The organism is Elioraea thermophila (ex Habib et al. 2022) (assembly GCF_003336755.1).
GTDB classification, from domain to species: Bacteria; Pseudomonadota; Alphaproteobacteria; order Acetobacterales; family Acetobacteraceae; genus Elioraea; species Elioraea thermophila.
In genome coordinates this window covers 304,169-319,251 of the sequence record NZ_QMDI01000002.1, presented here as the reverse complement: position 1 = coordinate 319,251, position 15,083 = coordinate 304,169, and the positions used below count along the sequence as shown (strand labels likewise).

Here is a 15,083-nt window from a genome sequence, read left to right as displayed (position 1 = left end):
GGAGCGACATCGACCATGGGTGCCTGGGACAAGAGCCGCCTGCCGAGCCGCCACGCCACGGAAGGGCCCGGTCGGGCGCCGCACCGCAGCTACTACTACGCGATGGGCCTCTCCAAGGAGGACATCGCGCGGCCCTTCGTCGGTGTCGCCACCTGCTGGAACGAGGCCGCCCCCTGCAACATCGCGCTGCACGACCAAGCGCAGGACGTGAAGCGCGGCGTGCACGACGCGGGCGCAACCCCGCGCGAGTTCTGCACCATCACCGTCACCGACGGCATCGCGATGGGGCATCAGGGCATGAAGTCCTCGCTCGCCTCGCGCGAGGTCATTGCGGATTCGATCGAGCTCACCGTGCGCGGCCACGGCTACGACGCCCTCGTCGGCCTCGCCGGCTGCGACAAGACGCTGCCCGGCGTGATGATGGCGATGCTGAGGCTGAACGTGCCGTCCGTCTTCATGTACGGCGGGTCGATCATGCCGGGCCGCTACCAGGGGCGCGATGTCACCGTGCTCGACGTCTTCGAGGCGGTCGGTCAGCACGCCGCCGGCAAGATCACGGACGCCGAGCTCGAGGAGCTGGAGCGGGTCGCCTGCCCGGGCGCCGGTGCCTGCGGCGGACAGTTCACCGCCAACACGATGGCGATGGTCTCCGAGGCGCTCGGGCTCGCGCTGCCCGGCTCGGCGGGGCCGCCCGCGCCGCATGCCGAGCGTGCGGCTTACGCCCGGCGCTCCGGCGAGGCGGTGGTGGAGGCGCTCAGGCGCAACCTTCGCCCGCGCGACATCGTCACCCGCGAGGCGCTGGAGAACGCGGCGACCGTGGTCGGTGCGACGGGCGGTTCGACCAACGCGGCGCTCCATTTGCCGGCGATCGCGCACGAGGCGGGGATCAAGTTCACGCTGAAGGACGTCGCCGCCATCATGAAGCGCACGCCCTACATCGCCGACCTCAAGCCGGGCGGGCGCTACGTCGCGGCCGACGTGCACCGCATCGGCGGCGTGCCGGTGATCATGAAGACCCTGCTGGATGCCGGCCTGCTGCACGGCGATTGCCTCACCGTCACCGGTCGCACGCTCGCCGAGAACCTGCGCGACGTGGTCTTCCCGACCGACCAGGACGTCGTTCGCCCCGCCTCCAACCCCCTCTCGCCCACCGGCGGCGTGGTGGGCCTGTTCGGCAACCTCGCTCCCGACGGGGCGATCGTGAAGGTCGCCGGGCTGAAATCGCTCCGCTTCGAGGGCCGCGCGCTCTGCTTCGACTGCGAGGAGGATGCCTTCGCCGCCGTGCAGGCCCGCGCCTACCAGGCAGGTGACGTGATCGTCATCCGCTATGAGGGGCCGAAGGGGGGGCCGGGCATGCGCGAGATGCTCTCCACCACCTCGGCGATCTACGGCCAGGGCATGGGCGAGAAGGTCGCGCTGATCACCGACGGGCGGTTCTCGGGGGCGACGCGCGGCTTCTGCATCGGTCACGTCACACCGGAGGCGGCGGTCGGCGGTCCCATCGCTCTCCTGCGGAATGGTGATCGGATCATCATCGACGCCGAAGCCGGCACGCTGACGGTCGATCTCTCCGAGGAGGAGCTCGCGCGACGCCGCGCCGAGTGGAAGCCGCGCGCGACCCTCTACACGTCGGGCGCGCTTTGGAAGTACGCCCAGCTCGTCGGCCCCGCGCACGAAGGGGCGGTGACCCACCCCGGGGCGGCGGCCGAGTCGCACGTCTACGCGGATCTCTGAGCCGCGGCGGGCGGGGCGGGGAGGGCGGTTCCGCTCCCCCCTTCCGCCGCGGCGCCGTCCCCCACCGACGTCAGACGGAGAACGAGGCGCCGCAGCCGCAGGAGGCGGTGGCGTTGGGGTTGCGCACGGTGAAGTGCGCTGCCATCAGCCCGTCCTCGTAATCGACCTCCGATCCCGCCAAGAGGTCGAGCGAGACCTCGTCGACCACGAGCTTCTGCCCGTCGCGTTCGAACACCCGGTCGTCCGCGTTCACCGTGGTGTCGAGCGAGAACTGGTACTGGAAGCCCGAACAGCCGCCCCCCGCGACGGAGAGGCGCAGCATCAGCCCCTCGCGCCCGTCGGCGGCGACGATTTCGGCGAGGCGGCGCGCGGCGGAGGCGGTGAGCGACACCACCCGCGGCGGCGCGGTTTCGTCGGCAACGGTGGGCGGCAGCGTGTCCATCGATCGCATCTCCCCGGCTCCAACATCGGGAGCCATCGCCGCGCTGTCAAACGCCCATGGCCTTTGACGGGGGCGTCTCTCCCTGACACAACCCCGCCCGCCCGTGACGCCACCGCTGAGCCGACGGAGCCGATGAACCTCTTTCATGCCTTGCGCGAGAAGATCGCGCGTCTGGTCGAGGACCCGCTGCCGGATGCAGTGACGGTCGAGCCGCCGCGCGACCCCGCGCATGGCGACGTCTCGACCAACGCCGCGCTGGTGCTCGCCAAGCGCCTTGCGAGGCCGCCGCGCGCGATCGCCGAGACCATCGCCGAGGGCCTGCGCGCCGACCCCGCTGTCGCCTCGGTCGCGGTCGCCGGCCCGGGCTTCGTCAACCTGACGCTTTCGCCCGATTTCCTGCGCGAACGCCTGGGCGACATCCTCGAGGCCGGCACCGACTACGGGAACTCCACCCTCGGGGCGGGGATGAAGGTCAACGTCGAATACGTCTCCGCCAACCCCACGGGGCCCCTGCACATCGGCCACTGCCGGGGCGCGGTGGTCGGCGACGCGCTCGCTCGCCTGCTCGCCAAGGCGGGCTACGACGTCACGCGCGAGTACTACATCAACGACGCCGGCGCCCAGGTCGAGGCGCTCGCCTGGGCCGCCTACTGGCGCTACCTGCAGGCGCTCGGCACGACGCTGACCGAGGAGGCGTTCGACGCCCTAGTGCCCGGCGGGCTGCAGTATCGCGGCGACTATCTCATCCCCGTCGGCCAGGCTCTGGCACACCGCCATGGCACGCGCCTCGCCGCCGAAGGGGCGATGCCCGCCGAACCCGATGTGTGGCTCGCCACCGTGCGCGAGGAGGCGGTGGCGGCGATGATGGAGACGATCCGCGACGACCTCGCGGCGTTGGGGATCCGCCACGACGTGTTCGTCTCGGAAGCGGAACTGGTCCGTTCGCGCGCGGTGGAGCGCGTGCTCGCCGAACTCGAGGCGCGGGGGTTGATCTACGTCGGCGAACTTCCCCCGCCCAAGGGCCAGAAGCCCGAGGACTGGGAGCCCCGGCCGCAGACCCTGTTCCGCGCCACCGCCTATGGCGACGACACGGATCGGCCGCTGAAGAAGTCGGACGGGTCCAACACCTACTTCGCCAACGACATCGCCTACCACGCCGACAAGATCGGTCGGGGCTTCGTGCGCCTGATCGACGTCTGGGGGGCCGATCATGGCGGCTACGTGCGGCGGATGCAGGCTGCCGTCGAAGCGGTGGCCGAAGGGCGCGCCCGGCTCGAGGTCGTGCTCTGCCAGATCGTGCACCTCGTCAAGGGCGGCGAGCCCGTGCGCATGAGCAAGCGCGCCGGCACCTTCGTCACCTTGCGCGAGCTGATCGACGAGGTCGGGCGCGACGTCGTGCGCTTCATCATGCTCACACGGCGGGCGGACGCGCAGATGGAGTTCGACCTCGACCTCGTGCGCGAGCAGTCGAAGGACAATCCGGTGTTCTACGTCCAGTATGCGCATGCGCGCTGCCGCTCCGTCCTCCGTCATGCGGCGGAGGTGTTCGGGGCGGAGGCGGTCACGCCGACCGCGCTCGCCGCCGCCCCGCGCGACGCGCTGACCGACGAGGCTGAGCTCGCGCTGATCAAGCAGCTCCTCCTCTGGCCGCGCGTGGTCGAGCAGGCCGCGCTGGCGGCGGAGCCGCACCGAATCGCCTTTGCGGTCTATGATGTCGCCGCGGCCTTCCATGCGTTGTGGAACAAGGGCCGCGAGGAGACGGAGCTCCGCTTCATCCGCGCCGACGACCGGAGGGCGACGATGGCGCGGTTGGCGCTGGTGCAGGCGACCGCGACCGTGATCGCCTCCGCCCTTGAGGTGATGGGGGTCGAGCCGGTCGAGGAGATGCGCTGACGGCGCGGGGCTCCGCGAGGAGGCGCTGATGGCGACCGAGGTCGATCGGCTCGATGGACGCTTGCAAGGCCCCGTATGGCGCGAGCGCGAGGGCAGGGGGCGCCGCGGCGTGGGCCTGCTCTGGGCAGGTTTGCTCGTTCTCCTGCTGGCCGGTGCGGCGGCGATCTACTTTGCGACTCGCGGTGGGGGCGAGGGCGAGGTGCCGATGATCCTCGCCGACGACTCGCCGTTGCGCGTGCGCCCGGCGGAGCCTGGCGGCTATCGGGTGCCGAACCAGGACATCGAGGCCTATCCGGGGGCCCGGGCGAGGCAGGCCGAGCGTCGCGTCGAGGTTCTGCTGCCGCCGCCCGAGGAGCCGAAACCGCTGCCGCGTCCCGCTCCGGCCGCGCCACCGCCTGCGGCCGCGCCGCCGCCCCCGCCGTCCGCTCCCGCCACGGCACAAGCGGTCGCGCCAGCCACCCAAGCTGTCTCCGCCGCACCCCCGCCGGCGACGCCCTCGGCCCCACCCTCACCCCCGCGCATCGCCCAGCCCGAGCCGCCTCGCCCTGCCCCGGCTGCGCCGGCCACCGGCCCGGTTTCGGTCCAGCTCGCCGCCGTCACCGCCGAAGCCCAGGTCCAGCCGGAGATCGCGCGACTCCGCGCCCGCCTCGCGCAGGAACTGGGCGCGCGCCAGCTGACGGCGAGCCGCATCGACCGCGACGGGCGGCCGCTCTGGCGCATTCGCGCCGGCGGCTTCCCGGACGAGGCCTCGGCGCGCGCGTTCTGCGAGACGGTGCGGGCGAAGGGCATGGGCTGCCTCGTCGTCTCGGGCTCCTGATCCGTTGGCCGATCCGACCCCGCGGGCGGCGATCGTCGGTCTCGCCGGCCCGGAGCTTACCGCCGACGAGGCCCGCCTGTTCCGTCGCTTCCCACCCTTCGGCGCCATCCTGTTCGCGCGCAACGTGGTCGCCCCCGCCCAGGTCGCCGCCCTGGTCGCCGCCTTCCGCGCCGCCGTCGGTCGGGCGGAGGCGCCGGTGCTGATCGATCAGGAGGGCGGGCGCGTGGCGCGGCTTCGCCCCCCGCACTGGCGCCTCCCGCCTCCCGCCGCCCACTTCGGCGCGGCGTACGGCCGCGACGCGAGGGCGGCCCGCCGCGCCGCCTACCTCAATGCTCGGCTGATCGCCGAGGATCTGCGCGCCCTGGGGCTCACCGTCTGCTGCGCTCCCGTGCTGGATCTGCCCGCCGAGGGGGCCGATCCGGTGATCGGCGACCGCGCCTTCGGCCCCGACCCGCGCGTCGTGGCGAGTCTCGGCCGGGCGGTGATCCGCGGCCTGCAGGCGGGGGGCGTGGTCCCGGTGATGAAGCACATCCCCGGGCATGGGCGGGCGCGCGTCGATTCCCACCTCGCCCTGCCGGTGGTCGAGGCGGCGGCCGAGGATCTGCTTGCTCATGACGCCCGACCCTTCGCCGCTCTGGCGGGGGAGGGGGCCTGGGCGATGACCGCCCACATCCTTTACACGGCGTGGGATGATCGGCTGCCCGCCACCCTCTCGGCCCGCGTGCTGCGCGTCATCCGCCGCCGGCTCGGCTTCCGGGGCCCTATCCTGTCGGACGATCTCGCCATGAAGGCGCTGAGCGGATCGCCGGGGGAGCTCGCGCGGGCGGCGATCGCCGCCGGTTGCGACGCCGTGCTCGAATGCCCCGGTGATCTCGCGCGCAGCGAGGCGGTGCTCGCCGCCGCCCCGCCCGTCTCGCGCGCCTCCGCCGCCCGCTTCGCCGCCTCGGCGCGCCGCGCCACGGCTTCCCCCCGCTTCGACCGCGCACGCGCCGAAGCCGCACTCGCGGCCCTCATCGGATGATCGAGAACATCCTGATCGCGCTCCTGGTCATCGCGCCCGGAGCGCTGATCGCCATCATCCTGCATGAGGTGGCGCACGGGTGGGCGGCGGATGCGCTGGGCGACCCCACGGCACGCGAACGGGGCCGGCTTTCCCTCAATCCCCTTCGCCACCTCGATCCGTTCGGCACCGTCGCCCTGCCTCTCCTGTTGTTCGGCCTGCAGATGCTCTCCATCGGGCGGGTGGAGTTCCTGTTCGGCTGGGCCAAGCCGGTGCCCGTGGATCCGCGCAATTTCCGCCGCCCGCGCCAGGACATGGCGCTGGTCGCCGCCGCCGGGCCGGCGATCAATCTCGCTTTGGCGTTCGCCATCGCCGCACTCGGGCATGTCGTCGACCTGCTGCCGCGCCCGGCCGACATGCTGGCCGTCGAGGCCATCCTGTTCGCCGTCCAGATCAACCTGCTGCTCATGCTGTTCAACCTGATCCCGATCCCCCCGCTCGATGGGGGGCGGATCCTGGTCGGCGTCCTGCCGCTCGGCCCTGCCCGCGCGCTCGCCCGCCTCGAGCCCGCGGGGCTGATGCTCGTGCTCTTGGGCCTGTTCGTCCTGCCGGCCTTCCTCCGCCTATCGGGGGTTCCCTTCGATCCCCTCTCTCAGCTTCTGCTGCCGCCGCTTGCGGCGCTCAGGCGCCTGGTGTTCACCGCGGTCGGCCTATGACGCATCCCGGCACCGATCCGTTCGAGGAGGCCCCGCCCGTCCGTCCCGGTCCTCTCACCGTTTCCCTCGAGGGCTGGGAGGGACCGCTCGATCTGCTGCTCGAGCTCGCGCGCGACCAGAAGGTCGATCTCGCCCGCATCTCCGTCCTCCGCCTCGCCGAGCAGTATCTCGACTGGATCGCGCGGGCGCGCGCCCTCGACCTGGAGATCGCGGCCGATTACCTCGTGATGGCGGCGTGGCTCGCCTACCTGAAGTCCCGGCTCCTGCTGCCGCCCGCCGAACGGCCGGCGGACGAACCGAGCCCCGAGGCGGCGGCCGAGGCGCTCGCTTGGCAGCTTCGCCGCCTGGAGGCGATGCGCGAGGCGGGAGCGGCGCTGATGGCGCGGGTGCGGCTCGGGCTCGACGTCTGGCCGCGCGGCGCGCCTGAGGCGCGGGTCGAGCGCGTGCCGGGCGGCTGGGCGGTTTCGCTGGCCGACCTGATCGCCGCTTACGCGGCGGCGCGGCGGCGCGCGCTCGGTAAGCGCCGCTACGCCCCGCCACCGCTCGATCTGATGAGCGTGCAGGACGCGCTGGCTCGTCTCACCCGACTTCTCAGGGTCGTTCCCGATTGGGCCGTTCTCACGCGATTCCTGCCGCCCAACCTGGCCCCTGGTTTGCCGACCCGCGCCGGCGTTGCCTCCATGCTCGTGGCCGGGCTGGAGCTCGCCAAGGGCCGGGCGCTCAGCTTGCGCCAGGACGAACCGTTCGGCCCGATCTGGATCAAACCCCGCCGCGAACCGGAGCCCGAGGCGTGACCGAACAGCCGCCGCCGGATGCCGCGCTTGCCCTGCCCTTGCCGGAGCCGCCCGTGCGCCCCGAGTGGCTGCGCATCGCCGAGGCGCTTCTGTTCGCCTCCGCCGAGCCCGTCTCCGAGAAGGCGCTGGCGGAACTCCTTCCCGAGGGGGCGGACGCCGCCGCCGTGCTCGCCGCCTTGGAGAAGGCGTTCGCCGGCCGGGGCGTGGAACTCGTCCGCGCCGGCGGGGGCTGGATGCTGCGCACTGCCGAAGACTTGGCCCCCGTGCTGCGCAAGCGCTTCGAGGTGCCGCGCCGCCTCTCCCGCGCCGCGGTCGAAACACTCGCCATCATCGCCTATCACCAGCCGGTGACGCGGGCCGAGATCGAGGACCTGCGCGGGGTGGCCCTGAGCCAGGGCACGCTCGAGACGCTGATCGAGGCCGGGTTCGTCGAACCGAAAGGCAGGCGGGAGGTCCCGGGCCGCCCCACCACCTGGGGCACGACGAAGGCCTTCCTCGTCCACTTCGGGCTTGCTTCGCTGAAAGAGCTGCCGCGCCTCGACGAACTCAAGGCGGCGGGGCTTTTGACCGCGACCCCGCCCCTCCCCATCTCTGCGACTGCGTCGCAGGATCAACACCGCGACCCACCGGGGGAGGAGAGGCTGCCGCCGCTCGATCCGGAGGGCGAGGAGAGGCGAGGGGAATGAGCAGGACCGCGCTCAGGCTGGAGGGCGTGCGCCACCGTTTCGGGCGGACCGAAGTGCTGCGCGGCATCGATCTCACGGTCGGCGAGGGCGAGATCGTCTGCCTGCTTGGCCCCTCGGGCGACGGCAAGACGACGCTTCTGCGGATCGCCGCCGGGCTCACCCCCCTGCAGGAGGGGCGGGTGTGGATCGATGACGTACTGGTCGCCGAACCGGAGCGCGAGGTGGCGCCGGAAGCGCGCGGGGTCGGGCTGCTGTTCCAGGACTTCGCGCTCTTTCCTCACCTGACGGTGGCGGAGAACGTGGGCTTCGGCGTGAAGGGGCCGAAGCGGGCCGAGCGCGTGCGCGAGATGCTGGCCCGCGTGCGGCTCGAGCGCTTTGCGGATGCGATGCCGCACACGCTGTCGGGCGGGCAGCAGCAGCGCGTGGCCCTGGCTCGGGCGCTTGCTCCGCGCCCGCGCGTGCTCCTGCTCGATGAGCCCTTCTCGGGGCTGGATGCCCGACTGCGCGACCGCGTGCGCGACGACACCCTGCACGTGCTGCAGGAGGAAGGCATCGCGGTTCTGATGGTGACCCACGATGCCGAGGAGGCGATGTTCATGGCCGATCGGCTGGCACTGCTGCACGAGGGGCGCATCGTGCAGGAGGGCCCGCCGGCCGAGATCTATCTCCACCCGACCTCGGCCTTCGTCGCCTCCTTCCTCGGCGAGGTGAACCGCGTGGTGGGCCAGGTGCGGTTCGGCATGGTGGCGACGCCGTTCGGCCCGGTGCCGGCACCGGGCCTGCCGGAGGGGCAGCCGGTGGAAGTGCTGATCCGCCCCGAAGGCATCCGCCTGCTGCCGGCCGAGCGCGCCGAACCCTGCCATGCCCGGGCCCGCGTCGAGGCCTCGCGCCTCCTGGGGCGCACCTCGCTCGTCCACCTGTCGGTCAGCGAGGGCGGGCGCGAGGTGCACATCCATGCCCGCGTGCCGGGCGAATACCTGCCGGCCCGGGACGCCACCGTCGCGGTGGCCCTCGACCCCACGCGCGCGCACGTCTTCGCGACCGAGGCGCGGGCGGCGGCCTGACGGCGGCTTTTCGGCCGGGCCGCGCGTTGCGGGCCGTCCCCCCCTCTGCCATGATCCTGCGGGTGGCTCGCGATGCGCGGGCCACGCCGAGGTGGGCGTTTCGATGACGATCGGTCTGTGGCAGATCCTGCTCGTTGGCCTGGTGGTGGCGGCACTGTTCGGCTCTCGCCACATCCCGGCTCTCGCCGCGGAAGCGGGGCGCGGTGTCGCGTCGTTGCGCCGCCAGCTCGCGGGCAAGGCGAGCGCCGACGAGCCCTTCGACGAGCCCACCGCCGACCGGACCCGTTGACGGCGGGCCCGCCGCGGCGGAAGGCGGGAAACTGAGGCGGCATGTTCGATCTCGCTTGGACCGAAATCGCGCTGATCCTCCTGGTCGCGCTCATCGTGATCGGGCCGAAGGACCTGCCGCACGCCATTCGCGGTGTCGCCGACTTCATCAAGAAGGCGCGGCGGATGGCGGCCGAATTCCAGGTCCACGTCGACGAGATGATGCGCGAATCCAAGCTCGACGAGGTGAAACGCCAGATCGACGAGGTTCGCGCCGGCGCCTACGACTTCAAGCGCAAGTTCGAGGAGGAGCTCGACCCGAACCGCGAGATCGCGACGACCTTCTCGGATCCTTTCGCGACCACGTCACCGGGCTACGACAGCGCCGCACACGCCCCGCCCCCCGAGCCCGAGCCGGCCGCGCTGACGGCGGAGCCGGCGGTGGCCTCCGCCACCCCCGCGGCGGAACCGCCGCCGCCGCCCGACGAACCCCCACCCTTCCTGCCTCCTTCCGTCAAGCGCGAGGGGGCCTGACCCGCCATGCGGCCCGAGGACGACGTCATCGACGACAAGCCGATGCCGCTGATCGATCACCTGATCGAGCTGCGGCAGCGCATCCTCTACGCCCTGGGCGGCTTCGTCGCCGCCTTCATCCTCTGCTACGCCTTTTCGAAGCAGATCTACGGCTTCCTCGCCGCCCCGCTGGCCGACATCCTCGCCTCGCAGACGGGGCAGGAGCGGCGGATGATCTTCACCGCCCTCTACGAGGCGTTTTTCACCTACCTCAAGGTCGCCTTCTGGGGCGCGTTGATGATCTCCTTCCCCTGGTGGGCGATGCAGCTCTGGCTGTTCGTCGCCCCTGGGCTCTATCGCAGCGAGAAAAGGGCGATCCGTCCTTTCCTCATCGCCACCCCGTTCTTCTTCGCGCTGGGCGCCGCGTTCTGCTACTTCTTCGTCATCCCCGCCGCCTGGCACTTCTTTCTGTCCTTCGAGAGCCCGGAAGGCGCGGGCGGCCTGCCCATCCAGCTGGAAGCCAAGGTCGGTGAGTATCTCTCGCTGGTGATGCGGCTCATTTTCGCCTTCGGCTTCGCCTTCCTGATGCCGGTGGGCCTCGTTCTGCTGGCGCGGGTCGGCATCATCACGCCCGAGGGCATGGCGTCGAAGCGGCGCTATGCCATCGTCGGCATGTTCGTGCTGGCCGCGATCATCACGCCCCCCGACGTGATCAGCCAGATCGGGCTCGCCCTGCCGTTGATCCTGCTCTACGAGGCGTCGATCATCGCCGCCAAGCTCGCGCGCCCCAAGCCCGAGCCCGCCGCCGCCGACTGACCTCCGCCGCCCGACACCGAGCGCACGCTTTCGATGCATGACCTGAAACGGATCCGGGAGGCCCCGGACGCCTTCGACGCGATGCTGGCCCGCCGCGGCCTCGACCCGGCTGCCGCACGCGTGCTCGAACTCGATCGCCTCCGCCGCGCCGCCCAGACCGCGTTTCAGGAGCTGCAGGCGCGTCGGAATGCGCTCTCCAAGCGCATCGGTGCTGCACGGGGCGCTGGCGAGGACGTGGCACCCCTCTTGGCGGAGTCGGCCGAACTCGCCGCGGCGATCGCGCGCGAGGAGGCGGAGGAGAAGCGGCTCGCCGCCGAACTCGAGGCTCTGCTCGCCACCATCCCGAACTGGCTCGACGACGCCGTGCCCACGGGGGCCTCGGCCGAGGACAACGTGGTGCTGCGGGCGTGGGGCGAACCGCGGCGGTTCGACTGGACGCCGTTGCAGCATTTCGAGCTCGGCGAACGGCTGGGCCTGATGGACTTCGAAGCGGCGGCGAAGCTCGCGGGGTCCCGTTTCGTCGTGCTGAAGGGGGCGCTCGCGCGGCTCGAGCGGGCGCTCGCGCAGTTCATGCTCGACCTGCAGGTGGGCGAACACGGCTACACCGAGGTGAGCCCGCCTCTGCTCGTGCGCGAGGAGGTTCTCTACGGCACCGGGCAGTTGCCGAAGTTCCGCGAGGATCAGTTCGTCACCACCGACGGGCGCTGGCTGATCCCCACTGCCGAGGTGCCGCTGACCAACCTGGTGCGTGAACGGATCCTCGCCGAAAGCGAGCTTCCCATCCGCGTCACCGCGCTGACCCCTTGCTTCCGTGCCGAGGCCGGCAGTGCCGGCCGCGACGTGCGCGGCATGCTGCGCCAGCACCAGTTCCTGAAGGTCGAGCTCGTCTCCATCACCGCCCCCGAGCAGTCCGAGGCCGAGCACGAGCGCATGACGCGCTGCGCGGAGACCGTCTTGCGCCGGCTTGGCCTTGCTTATCGGGTGGTCGATCTCTGTTCCGGCGACATCGGCTTCTCGGCCGCCCGTACCTTCGACCTTGAGGTGTGGCTGCCCGGCCAAGGGGCGTGGCGGGAGATTTCGTCCTGTTCGAACTGCCGCGACTTCCAGGCCCGGCGGATGGAGGCACGCTACCGCCCCGCCGACGGCAAGGGCACGCGCTTCGTGCACACGCTGAACGGCTCCGGGCTCGCGGTCGGGCGAACCCTGATCGCGGTGATGGAGACCTACCAGCGCGCCGATGGCGGCATCGACATCCCCGACGTGCTCCGACCCTACATGGGCGGGCAGGAAGCGATCCTTCCCTCCTGACGGGGGCGGGCGGCGGTTGCGGCGGGGCGGCGCCATCGCTAGGGTCCGCGCCGGTCGGGGCGTAGCGCAGCCTGGTAGCGCGTCTGCCTTGGGCGCAGAAGGTCGTCGGTTCGAATCCGGCCGCCCCGACCAGCGGAGACCGCGCAGGCGATGACCAAGGCCCGAATCTATCGGCTGCCCAAGACGGCGACTCAGTCCGGCAAGGCGCGCACCAAGGAGTGGTGGCTCGAGTTCGAACCCACCGAGCCGCTGCGGCATGATCCGCTCACCGGCTGGGTGGGGGGTGGCTCGACGCTGGAACGGCAGGTGCGGCTTCGCTTCCCCTCGCTCGAGGCGGCGAAGGCCTATGCGGAGAAGCACGGGCTTCTCTACGAGGTGGAGCCCGTGCCGGAACAGCAGGTGAAGCCGAAGAGCTACGCCGACAACTTCGCCTACACCCGTCGCGAGAACTGGACGCACTGATCCTGCGGCTCCGGCCTTGGGCAAGCTCGGTCCTCCGTGTCGAGATCGCCTGAGGTTCGGGCGCGTGCAGTATCTCCGTCGCCTATCCCACGTCTGAAGCTGACGCACTGCGTCGTTAGCCTCTTCGTCGATCCGGTCGAACGGAGGAGGAGGACATGCGCTGCAAGGCGTTCGGCGTGGCCGTGAGCATCGCCCTGATCGGCCTGACGGGCTGCGCGACCATGATCCGCGGCACCGAACAGCAGGTGTCGATCAACACCATCCCCGTCGGCGCGCAGGTTCAGCTCTCCAACGGGATGTCCTGCGTCTCTCCGTGCACGCTCACCGTGCCGCGCAACCAATCGCTGACGATGACGATCACCCGCGAGGGCTGCGCGCCGCAGACCGCCTCGATGGTTCCCGTTCTGGCGGGGGCCGGCGTGATCCTGGGCGGGTTGATCGACTACGGCACGGGGGCGGTCTATGACCTGCAGCCCAACCCGCTGACGGTGACGCTGATTTGCCGCGACACCTTGACCGCGCGGTGATCCGCCCGCGCGCCTGGCGGCTCGTCGCGGGCGGCGGCGCTCTGAGGACAGGCCGCCGCGCGGTTCTGTCCTCGCGCGCTCCTGCTATAAGGGTCGGCAGTCCGTGCGCCCTTAGCTCAGCTGGATAGAGCGGCAGCCTTCTAAGCTGCGGGTCGGGGGTTCGAATCCCTCAGGGCGCGCCATGCCCTTGGCCGCGACGACCCCTTGAGGGCCGGTACCGCCGAGCGGCAGTTCGATCCGCTGTCGCATCTAAACCGTTCCGTCATCGGCCCGTCACCGGCGTGACCCGACCCGTGCGTAGCGTTAGGCGCACAGAGGTCCAGATGTCTGTCGTCGGTCTCACCCGCATCGGCGGCGCCCCCCTCTACCGCCAGGTCGCCGATCGCCTGGAGGAGGAGCTGCGCGCCCACGCCAGCCCCGGCCGGAAACTGCCGGCCGAGGAGGAGCTCGCCGCCCGTTTCGGCGTGCACCGCCACACCCTGCGCCGCGCCATCGACGAACTGGTCGATGCCGGTCTGGTCGAGCGCCGCCACGGCCTCGGCACCTTCGTCGTGCGCGCCCCCGTCACCTACGCCCTCTCCGGGCGCACCCGCTTCACCGCCACCCTCGCCACCCTCGGCCGCGAAGCCGACAGTGCGGTGCTGCGCAAGCAGCGCATCCCGGCCGAGGGCGGGGTCGCCGCGCGCCTCAACGTCATCCCCGGCACCCTTGTCACCTGGGTCGAGACGCTGCGGCGGGTCGATCGCGCGCCGTTCTGCGTCATCTCGCACTTCGTCGCCGACCCGTGGGGCGAGGCCGTGTTCGCCGACTACGAGGGCGGTTCGCTGCACGGTTTCCTCGAGACGCGCTTCGGGGGCCTTCGCCTGCGCCGGTCGGAAACCCTGCTCTCGGTCAGCCTGCCGCGCGGCGACGACGCCGCCTTGCTCGAGATGCCCCGTCACCGCCCGGTGCTGCGCGCGAAGAGCGTGAACCTCTGCGCCGCCACCGGCACTCCCGTCGAATACGCGCTCACCCGCTTTCATGGCGAACGCGCTCAGCTCCGCCTCGACTTTCCCGACCGAGGAGAACCGTCATGACCGCCCGCTTCACCCGCCGCGCCGCACTCGCTGCTGCCCTCCTCCTCACCGCCCCGCACCTTGCGGAGGCGCAAGCACCGCGCGACGGCTCCGCCGCCCGCCCACTCCGCGTCATGCTCGTGCCTTCCGACGGCGGCACCGAGGACGGCACCAAGGCCGACTTCGCGCCCCTCTTCGCCGCCGTCACCCGCGCCACCGGCCTGCATTTCGACGTCCGCGCCGGCCAGTCCTACAGCGCGGTGGTGGAGGCGATGTGCGCCGGCGTGGCCGAGATCGCCTGGTTCGGTGCCGTCTCCTTCCTCGAGGCGGCGAAGCGCGGCTGCGCCGAACTCCTCGCCGTCGACGTGCTGAACGGCGAGAGCGTCTACTACTCGGGCCTCTTCGTGCGCGCCGACTTCCCGGGTCACGACATCGCCGCGCTGAAGGGACGTACGCTTGCGCTCGGCGATGTGATCTCCACCTCGTCCTTCACCTACCCGGTGGCGATGATGATCCGCGCCGGGCTCGATCCGGTGAAGGATCTCGCCCGCGTGCGTCTTGCCGGCAGCCATGCCAACGCGCTGGCCGCTTTGCGCGACGGGCTCGTCGATGCCGCCGGCGCCTCGTTCGACTCCTTCGAGAAGGCGGTGCGTTCCGGCGCGCTCGATGGCAGCCGCTTCCGGGTGCTCGCCAAAAGCGAGCCGATCCCCAACCCCCCGCTCGCCATGCACCCCGCCCTGCCCGAGGAGCGGAAGCGTCGGCTCCGCATCGCCTTCGATACCGTGCACCTGAGCGAAGGTGTCAGCCGCGAGCAGATCCGCGGCTATGGCGGCAAGCGCGTCGACCGTTACGACGCCTCCGTCACGCTCGCCGATCTTCGTCCTGCTCTCGAAACCATCGCGCTGGTGGACGAGCGCGTGCGCGAGGCGCTGATGCGCCTCGCCGCCGAGCGCTGAGCGAACGACCGGCCGGCCGCCCGGATCCCGCCC

General features: G+C 71.6%; 17 protein-coding genes and 2 tRNA genes. 18 read left to right on the top strand and 1 reads right to left on the bottom strand.

Features of this window, described 5'->3' with window-relative positions; all coding sequences use genetic code 11:
* The first annotated feature begins 15 nt into the window (after nucleotides 1–15).
* Nucleotides 16–1,734, top strand: coding sequence for a dihydroxy-acid dehydratase (ilvD, locus tag DWB05_RS03335; RefSeq protein ID WP_114375017.1), 1,719 nt, complete (start codon nucleotides 16–18; stop codon nucleotides 1,732–1,734).
* 70 nt (nucleotides 1,735–1,804) lie between these two features.
* Here ilvD and erpA read toward each other — a convergent pair whose 3' ends face one another.
* On the bottom strand, nucleotides 1,805–2,176 hold the full coding sequence (gene erpA, locus DWB05_RS03330; RefSeq protein WP_114375014.1) for an iron-sulfur cluster insertion protein ErpA: 372 nt from the start codon (nucleotides 2,174–2,176) through the stop codon (nucleotides 1,805–1,807).
* 132 nt (nucleotides 2,177–2,308) lie between these two features.
* Here erpA and argS point away from each other — a divergent pair, with 132 nt between their 5' ends.
* The 17 genes from argS to DWB05_RS03245 all read left to right on the top strand — a co-directional run bounded on the left by argS (nucleotide 2,309) and on the right by DWB05_RS03245 (nucleotide 15,050).
* Complete coding sequence (gene argS, locus DWB05_RS03325) at nucleotides 2,309–4,069, top strand: arginine--tRNA ligase (RefSeq protein ID WP_114375011.1); 1,761 nt, start codon at nucleotides 2,309–2,311, stop codon at nucleotides 4,067–4,069.
* Between the two features lie 28 nt (nucleotides 4,070–4,097).
* Nucleotides 4,098–4,886: an SPOR domain-containing protein gene (locus DWB05_RS03320; protein ID WP_114375009.1), complete on the top strand. Its 789-nt coding sequence runs from the start codon at nucleotides 4,098–4,100 to the stop codon at nucleotides 4,884–4,886.
* 4 nt (nucleotides 4,887–4,890) lie between these two features.
* Nucleotides 4,891–5,907: a beta-N-acetylhexosaminidase gene (gene nagZ, locus DWB05_RS03315; protein WP_114375006.1), complete on the top strand. Its 1,017-nt coding sequence runs from the start codon at nucleotides 4,891–4,893 to the stop codon at nucleotides 5,905–5,907.
* Nucleotides 5,904–6,602 (top strand): site-2 protease family protein, encoded by a 699-nt coding sequence (locus tag DWB05_RS03310; RefSeq protein ID WP_114375004.1) that lies wholly within the window; start codon nucleotides 5,904–5,906, stop codon nucleotides 6,600–6,602. Before nagZ ends, DWB05_RS03310 begins: the two co-directional genes overlap by 4 nt.
* Complete coding sequence (locus DWB05_RS03305; protein ID WP_114375002.1) at nucleotides 6,599–7,396, top strand: segregation and condensation protein A; 798 nt, start codon at nucleotides 6,599–6,601, stop codon at nucleotides 7,394–7,396. The genes DWB05_RS03310 and DWB05_RS03305 overlap by 4 nt, the downstream gene beginning before the upstream one ends.
* Nucleotides 7,393–8,082 carry an SMC-Scp complex subunit ScpB gene (gene scpB / locus DWB05_RS03300; RefSeq protein ID WP_408608461.1) on the top strand — a complete coding sequence of 230 codons (690 nt, stop codon included), beginning with the start codon at nucleotides 7,393–7,395 and terminating at the stop codon, nucleotides 8,080–8,082. Before DWB05_RS03305 ends, scpB begins: the two co-directional genes overlap by 4 nt.
* Nucleotides 8,079–9,146, top strand: coding sequence for an ABC transporter ATP-binding protein (locus tag DWB05_RS03295; RefSeq protein ID WP_114374999.1), 1,068 nt, complete (start codon nucleotides 8,079–8,081; stop codon nucleotides 9,144–9,146). The genes scpB and DWB05_RS03295 overlap by 4 nt, the downstream gene beginning before the upstream one ends.
* A gap of 103 nt (nucleotides 9,147–9,249) precedes the next feature.
* Entirely contained in the window at nucleotides 9,250–9,435 is a 186-nt protein-coding gene (locus tag DWB05_RS14585) for a twin-arginine translocase TatA/TatE family subunit (RefSeq protein WP_157967061.1), read from the top strand.
* A 41-nt stretch (nucleotides 9,436–9,476) separates the two neighbouring features.
* A complete protein-coding gene (gene tatB / locus DWB05_RS03285; RefSeq protein WP_114374995.1) occupies nucleotides 9,477–9,947 on the top strand; it encodes a Sec-independent protein translocase protein TatB in 471 nt (156 codons plus the stop codon).
* Between the two features lie 6 nt (nucleotides 9,948–9,953).
* Nucleotides 9,954–10,742, top strand: coding sequence for a twin-arginine translocase subunit TatC (gene tatC, locus DWB05_RS03280; protein WP_114374992.1), 789 nt, complete (start codon nucleotides 9,954–9,956; stop codon nucleotides 10,740–10,742).
* 33 nt (nucleotides 10,743–10,775) lie between these two features.
* Nucleotides 10,776–12,050, top strand: coding sequence for a serine--tRNA ligase (gene serS / locus DWB05_RS03275; protein WP_114374990.1), 1,275 nt, complete (start codon nucleotides 10,776–10,778; stop codon nucleotides 12,048–12,050).
* 55 nt (nucleotides 12,051–12,105) lie between these two features.
* Nucleotides 12,106–12,182 (top strand) — tRNA-Pro (locus DWB05_RS03270).
* Between the two features lie 18 nt (nucleotides 12,183–12,200).
* A complete protein-coding gene (locus DWB05_RS03265) occupies nucleotides 12,201–12,512 on the top strand; it encodes an ETC complex I subunit (protein ID WP_114374988.1) in 312 nt (103 codons plus the stop codon).
* 155 nt (nucleotides 12,513–12,667) lie between these two features.
* Nucleotides 12,668–13,039, top strand: a complete 372-nt coding sequence (locus tag DWB05_RS03260) for a translation initiation factor 2 (RefSeq protein ID WP_114374986.1) — start codon at nucleotides 12,668–12,670, stop codon at nucleotides 13,037–13,039.
* Between the two features lie 105 nt (nucleotides 13,040–13,144).
* A tRNA-Arg gene (locus DWB05_RS03255) sits at nucleotides 13,145–13,221 on the top strand.
* Between the two features lie 141 nt (nucleotides 13,222–13,362).
* Nucleotides 13,363–14,115: a phosphonate metabolism transcriptional regulator PhnF gene (gene phnF, locus DWB05_RS03250; RefSeq protein ID WP_114374984.1), complete on the top strand. Its 753-nt coding sequence runs from the start codon at nucleotides 13,363–13,365 to the stop codon at nucleotides 14,113–14,115.
* A complete protein-coding gene (locus tag DWB05_RS03245; RefSeq protein WP_114374982.1) occupies nucleotides 14,112–15,050 on the top strand; it encodes a phosphate/phosphite/phosphonate ABC transporter substrate-binding protein in 939 nt (312 codons plus the stop codon). The genes phnF and DWB05_RS03245 overlap by 4 nt, the downstream gene beginning before the upstream one ends.
* The last annotated feature ends 33 nt before the right edge of the window (nucleotides 15,051–15,083 follow it).

Excerpts from the sequence above, each read along its gene's own strand:
- argS (WP_114375011.1), top strand. The coding sequence starts at position 2,309 with ATGAACCTCTTTCATGCCTTGCGCGAGAAGATCGCGCGTCTGGTCGAG.
- ilvD (WP_114375017.1), top strand. The coding sequence starts at position 16 with ATGGGTGCCTGGGACAAGAGCCGCCTGCCGAGCCGCCACGCCACGGAA.
- serS (WP_114374990.1), top strand. The coding sequence starts at position 10,776 with ATGCATGACCTGAAACGGATCCGGGAGGCCCCGGACGCCTTCGACGCG.
- DWB05_RS03305 (WP_114375002.1), top strand. The coding sequence starts at position 6,599 with ATGACGCATCCCGGCACCGATCCGTTCGAGGAGGCCCCGCCCGTCCGT.
- DWB05_RS14585 (WP_157967061.1), top strand. The coding sequence starts at position 9,250 with ATGACGATCGGTCTGTGGCAGATCCTGCTCGTTGGCCTGGTGGTGGCG.
- DWB05_RS03295 (WP_114374999.1), top strand. The coding sequence starts at position 8,079 with ATGAGCAGGACCGCGCTCAGGCTGGAGGGCGTGCGCCACCGTTTCGGG.
- DWB05_RS03265 (WP_114374988.1), top strand. The coding sequence starts at position 12,201 with ATGACCAAGGCCCGAATCTATCGGCTGCCCAAGACGGCGACTCAGTCC.
- tatB (WP_114374995.1), top strand. The coding sequence starts at position 9,477 with ATGTTCGATCTCGCTTGGACCGAAATCGCGCTGATCCTCCTGGTCGCG.
- tatC (WP_114374992.1), top strand. The coding sequence starts at position 9,954 with ATGCGGCCCGAGGACGACGTCATCGACGACAAGCCGATGCCGCTGATC.
- DWB05_RS03320 (WP_114375009.1), top strand. The coding sequence starts at position 4,098 with ATGGCGACCGAGGTCGATCGGCTCGATGGACGCTTGCAAGGCCCCGTA.
- DWB05_RS03245 (WP_114374982.1), top strand. The coding sequence starts at position 14,112 with ATGACCGCCCGCTTCACCCGCCGCGCCGCACTCGCTGCTGCCCTCCTC.
- phnF (WP_114374984.1), top strand. The coding sequence starts at position 13,363 with ATGTCTGTCGTCGGTCTCACCCGCATCGGCGGCGCCCCCCTCTACCGC.
- DWB05_RS03310 (WP_114375004.1), top strand. The coding sequence starts at position 5,904 with ATGATCGAGAACATCCTGATCGCGCTCCTGGTCATCGCGCCCGGAGCG.
- DWB05_RS03260 (WP_114374986.1), top strand. The coding sequence starts at position 12,668 with ATGCGCTGCAAGGCGTTCGGCGTGGCCGTGAGCATCGCCCTGATCGGC.
- erpA (WP_114375014.1), bottom strand. The coding sequence starts at position 2,176 with ATGGACACGCTGCCGCCCACCGTTGCCGACGAAACCGCGCCGCCGCGG.